The 4,977-nt window shown below is 62.1% G+C and carries 5 protein-coding genes; all 5 read left to right on the forward strand.

Going from position 1 to position 4,977, the window contains the following annotated elements; translation table 11 throughout:
• On the forward strand, positions 1–1,533 hold a 1,533-nt coding region (locus AC0KW6_RS22755), incomplete at its 5' end, for an ATP-dependent DNA helicase (RefSeq protein ID WP_474036203.1).
• Positions 1,530–1,838: a hypothetical protein gene (locus tag AC0KW6_RS22760; protein WP_474036204.1), complete on the forward strand. Its 309-nt coding sequence runs from the start codon at positions 1,530–1,532 to the stop codon at positions 1,836–1,838. The genes AC0KW6_RS22755 and AC0KW6_RS22760, both read left to right, overlap by 4 nt.
• A gap of 615 nt (positions 1,839–2,453) precedes the next feature.
• Positions 2,454–3,728 carry a tyrosine-type recombinase/integrase gene (locus AC0KW6_RS22765; RefSeq protein WP_474036205.1) on the forward strand — a complete coding sequence of 425 codons (1,275 nt, stop codon included), beginning with the start codon at positions 2,454–2,456 and terminating at the stop codon, positions 3,726–3,728.
• Positions 3,725–4,678 (forward strand): tyrosine-type recombinase/integrase, encoded by a 954-nt coding sequence (locus AC0KW6_RS22770; protein ID WP_474036206.1) that lies wholly within the window; start codon positions 3,725–3,727, stop codon positions 4,676–4,678. Before AC0KW6_RS22765 ends, AC0KW6_RS22770 begins: the two co-directional genes overlap by 4 nt.
• A gap of 29 nt (positions 4,679–4,707) precedes the next feature.
• On the forward strand, positions 4,708–4,977 hold a 270-nt coding region (locus AC0KW6_RS22775; RefSeq protein ID WP_474036074.1), incomplete at its 3' end, for a transposase.

A 4,977-nucleotide genomic window follows, 5' to 3' on the forward strand; every position in this document is an offset into this window, starting at 1 on the left:
GGTTCAGGCAAAACCTTCATGATGGAGCGGATGGCTCACTACGCCGGTCAAAGCGGTTACGAGGTCAAGGGCTTTGCTCCAAGCCACCAGGCCGTTCAGGAACTTGCCAGTGTCCTCGGCGGTGCGGAAACCCTCGCCAAGGTCACTACCGCTGAGCGGCATCATCCGCAGGACGTGGACAACAGCAGGACCATTCTTGTGGTCGATGAAGCCTCAATGGTGTCCGCCCAGGACATGCGCAGCTTCATGGATTACGCCGAACGCACCGGCGCCCCGCGCGTCGTCTTCGTGGGTGACACGCAGCAGCTCGACGCGGTTGCGGCCGGTCAGCCCTTCGCCCAGATGCAGAAAGCCGGGATGCGGACAGCGGTCATGGATGAGATCCGCCGCCAGCGGGACGATGATCTAAAAGCAGCGGTCTATCACTCGATCCGGGGCGAAATCACGGCAGCTTTCAACCGCATGGAGGACAATGTTCTGAAGGTCGACGATCCCCGGCAAGAGGCCGCAGAAAGGTTCCTTGCTCTCACCCCGGCCGAGCGGCAGGGAACCCGGATCCTCGCCCTCACCAACGCCGCCCGCGCAGAAATCAATGAGGCGGTGCGCGACGGCCTTCGGCAGGAAGGCCGCATCGCGTCCGATGAGGTCAAGGTGAACGGTCTGCTGAACCGCCAGCTCACCGAGGCAATGCTTGCCGACGCCCGCAGCTACGCCCCTGGCGATGTCGTCATGTCAGTGGCGACAAGCAAAGAATACGGTCTCAAAAAGAACGGTCTCTATGTGGTTCGGGAAGCTGATCACAGGGGCAATAAGCTGACCGTTGAGCATGAGGAAACCGGGGTCCGGACCACCCTGCCCCTGGCTGCAAAGTTCAATCAGCGGGAGCTTGGAAAGGCGCTGGTGGCCTATGAGCGCGAGGCCCGAGGCATGGCAGAAGGCGACCAGGTGCGGTTCCGGATCACAGACCCGGAAAGCGGCATCAAGAACGGTCTGCGGGCAGAAATCAAATCAACAAAGGGCGGAGTTATCGAGGCCGAAACGCAGGAGGGATCGCGCATCACCATTCCCGCTGACAGCCTCGCAGCCCGTGGCCTGGAACACGACTACGCAGCTACCGCTCATGCCGTTCAAGGCGAGTCCGTTGACAGGGTGATTGTGGCGATGCGCTCCACCGAACGGCTGGCGACCCAAAAGAGTTTCTACGTGGAGATCAGCCGGGCGCGGGATGAGGCGATGCTGCTGACTGAAGATCCGGACCGGCTGTCCAAAACCATCGAGAACGAAACCGGGATCCGCCAGACCGCGCTCGATGCCTGGCTGGACGGCCGCCTCGCTGGCGCCCGCGCCCGCCAGCCGGAAGAGGAACAAACCCGCGAGGAACCACAGGAGAAGCCTGAGGCGGTGAAGGAAAAAGAGGCCAAGGAGAAAGAGCCGGACACCCCTGCCCTGCCCGGCCTCTTCGATGAGAAACTTAAAGAAGTTGAAAAGCAGGCTGAAATCGTCCTGCAGCGAGACAAGGGCATTGAACGATGAGCGAGACACCTCAGAACGTCCGTATCGTGCTCGGCCCTGTGGCCCGGCAGCTGATCGACGGCGCAGGAGAGAACCGCCCCAAGGCACTGGATGATGCGATTACTGCTCTTCTGGAAGGGCAGAAAAGCGGAAAGGCAGAAGCCCCTGAACAGGCCCCGCTGGACACCCGTTTGGCGTCCCTGGAGGCAGCAATGGAGCGCCAGACTGAAGCGCTCCGGAACCTCTCCTACACTGCGGCACTGGAGCTGAAAATGACCCGCATCCTGATTGCCTCCCTGATGAGTGAGGGCAATGAGGATCAGTAAACACTCCTTGCTTTGGCCTCCCAGGCCACCGAAGAGGTTCAATCAAGACTGCAGTTGCTTGGAGAGTCCGAGATCGGGAAACTGCGGGAATACGAGGCATCGGTTCAAACAGCAATCTTGCGCGATCTGGAGCGTGGCGGGATGGAAAGCGAACCGGCAGCTGAGGCGGAGATCGAGCGATGATGAATTTCCTGAAGCGGGCCGAAACCGGCCAGTTCCCCGCTGCCATGCCGTGCCATCCGCGTGGCATGGCATGGCACAACCGTGCCACGACCCCTGCCACAAGCCATTTTGGGGCCTCTGGATCCCTTAAAAATAGGGGTCAAAAAGGTTCTAGCAGTGCCTCTTTGCCAAAATGGAAATTTTGTCAATTAAATCAGCTATTTGCGATGACTTGCAGCTTGCTGCGTGGGGTGTGGAACAAATCTGAGGCCCCCGGGCCGAAACCGGCGTTCCAAGGCACCCGGTAAGCCATTCAACTGACTGGCTTTCCCGCCTGCGGAACGGGCCGCGTCGGTGGTTTTCCTTCCTGAATTATGCTGCTTCCCCGCTTTTCCTGGCCGCTTCCCGGGAAACTGCGTGGAATTTTTCCTGAAGCAGAGAAGGAAGACAGCCATGCGCAAATCCACTCTGAACACCGCCAATGCCCGTCCGGCTTCCCAACGGTCAGAGACCGTTCTTTGGGACTCCGAGGTGCCCAAGCTGGGCCTCCGGCAGCGCGGCACCACTAGCTCCTGGATCGTGCAGTGGCGTGCCGATGGCAGGACCCGGAAGCAGACACTCGGGCGGTCCGATGCGATCCCCCTGCCCCAGGCCCGCGAGCTGGCCCGCACGCTGCTCGACGGCGTAACAAAAGGGGCAACTTCGGACGCCGCCCCGACGGTGGCCGCCTTCAGCCGCCGCTATCTCAAGGATCTCGCCCCGAGCTGGAAACCGGCCACGCATCGCGCCCACGCACACGACGTCGAGCACCTCATCATCCCCTATCTGGGCAACAAGCGGCTCAATCAGGTGACCCGGGCAGATTTGGTTTCCTGGAAAGGCGATCTGCCCGGCAGTGCCGCCAGCGGCAACCGCGCACTTGCCGTTCTGTCCGGCATGATGCGGCACGCGGAACTGCTTGGCCTGCAGCCGCCCGGCAGCAACCCTTGCAAAGGGCTGAGGCGCCGCAAGACAAGCTTCACGGCCACTTACCTCTCCGAGGCGCAGTGGGCCCGGCTGGGAGCTGCCCTGCGGCGGCTGGAAGAAACGCACCCGCGTGAGGCGGGCTGCTTTCGCTTTCTCGCTCTCACCGGCTGCCGCAAGGGGGAAGCGCTTGCGCTGCGGTGGGACATGATCGACGGTCCGCGCTGTGCTCTGCCGGATGCGAAATCCAGACCGCGCGCAATCTGGCTCGGGCGTGCCGCAAAACGGGTTCTGGCCTCTTTTCCGCGCAGCAACCTGTACGTGTTCGGTGAGGGCAAGGAGCCATTGCCGGACCACCGGATTGATAGGGTCTGGCGCAAGCTCCGGCAGAGCGCAAAACTTGATGGGACCCGCCTGCATGATCTGCGCCACAGCTTTGCGTCGGTGGGGATCAATGCCGGGCTGGATCTGCGCGTGATCGGCGGGCTGCTGGGCCATTCCGATCTCGCAACCACCGAAGGCTATGCGCATTTGGAGGACCGCACCATCAAGGCTGCAAGCCAGCGCGTTGGCACCCATCTGGAAAAGATCGTCAAGGCTCCGGCCTCGGGGCGCGGGGCGGGCCGTTCCCTTTACCAGCGCTTCTGCAGATCGTCCCTCTCCATCGACGCCTTCTGTGCTGAAAGCGGGATCGACCCTGCCGCCTTCCGGAACGGGCTGGTTGCATGGAGGCGCGCGAGCCAGAACCGGAGGGCCGGCGCATGAAGACCGTCACCCTTCTCACCCCGCTGATCCTGTCGTCACTTAAGCCGCGCAAGAAGGAATACGTGCTTCATGATGCCCAGTGCGACGGCCTGGCCCTGCGTGTCCAGCCGAGCGGCGCCAAGTCCTGGGTCTGCTGGCACCGGGACGCTGGGAAGACACGGCGCGTCACCTTGGGGCGTTTTGAGGACATGGAAATCTGCGAAGCGCGCGAAGCCTTGCATGCGCACAGAGGCACAGGACAACGGCCCCCTGCCCCGGAGCAGCGCAACACGCTCACCTTTGCGGCGCTTTGCACCGCCTTCCTGGATGCCAAGCGCGGGGTCTATGCCGCCTCCACGCTTTCATCTCTGGGGTACTATCTGGACACGCAGCTTCTGCCCGCCTTTGGTCCGCGGAAGATTGCACGGATTACGACGCCGGAGATTGCCGAGTGGTTCTATGCCTATTCCCGCTCCCGGCCGGGCGGGGCCAACCAGGCGCTTGGTCACTTCACGACAATTCTGAATTGGAGCCAGGAAGCAGGCCATCTTCCGGCGGACTTGCCCAATCCGGCAGCGCCTCTGCGGTTCAACCGGCGCTTGGTGCGCGGGCGCATGCTGAGCAGCGGCCAGCTCCGGCGGCTGGCGGCCGTGCTGAACGCCGCAACCTCCAGGCAGAGGGACGCTGCGGACGCGATTTGGCTGATGCTGCTGACCGGCTGCCGCTCCGGAGAGATCCTGCGGTTGAGGTGGGATGAGGTCCGGAAAGACAAGCTTGCCCTCCGGCGCACCAAGACGGGACCGCGCGAAGTCAACTTGAGCGATGCTGCTATACAGTACCTCGACCGGTTGCGTAAACAACGCCGGTCCAGTTACGTGTTCCCCGCGCAGCGTACCAAGAAGCCGCATCGCACATCCATCGACCACGCCTGGCATACTGAACTTCGTTCCTGTTCCCGGACACCGGGGTAAAGTACCCCTGTCCAAGAAAGGAACATGGAATGGGACACTCGAGGCGGACGTTCACAGACGAGTTTAAAGCCGCAGCTGTTGGTCGGCTTTATAAGCCTGGCGCCACACAAACCGGCGTGGCCAGGGAACTGGGTGTGACGAGCTCGCAGTTGAAGACCTGGCGCTTGGAGATCGAAGCGGCAGGATCAATGGCGGCACTGCGCAGGCAGCAGGCGGATGCGGCGGAGCTGGACCGTCTGCGCAAGGAAAACAAACGTTTGAAGCTGGAAAATGAAATCCTCGAGAAAGCTTCTGCTTTT

The organism is Leisingera sp. SA215, assembly GCF_055902035.1.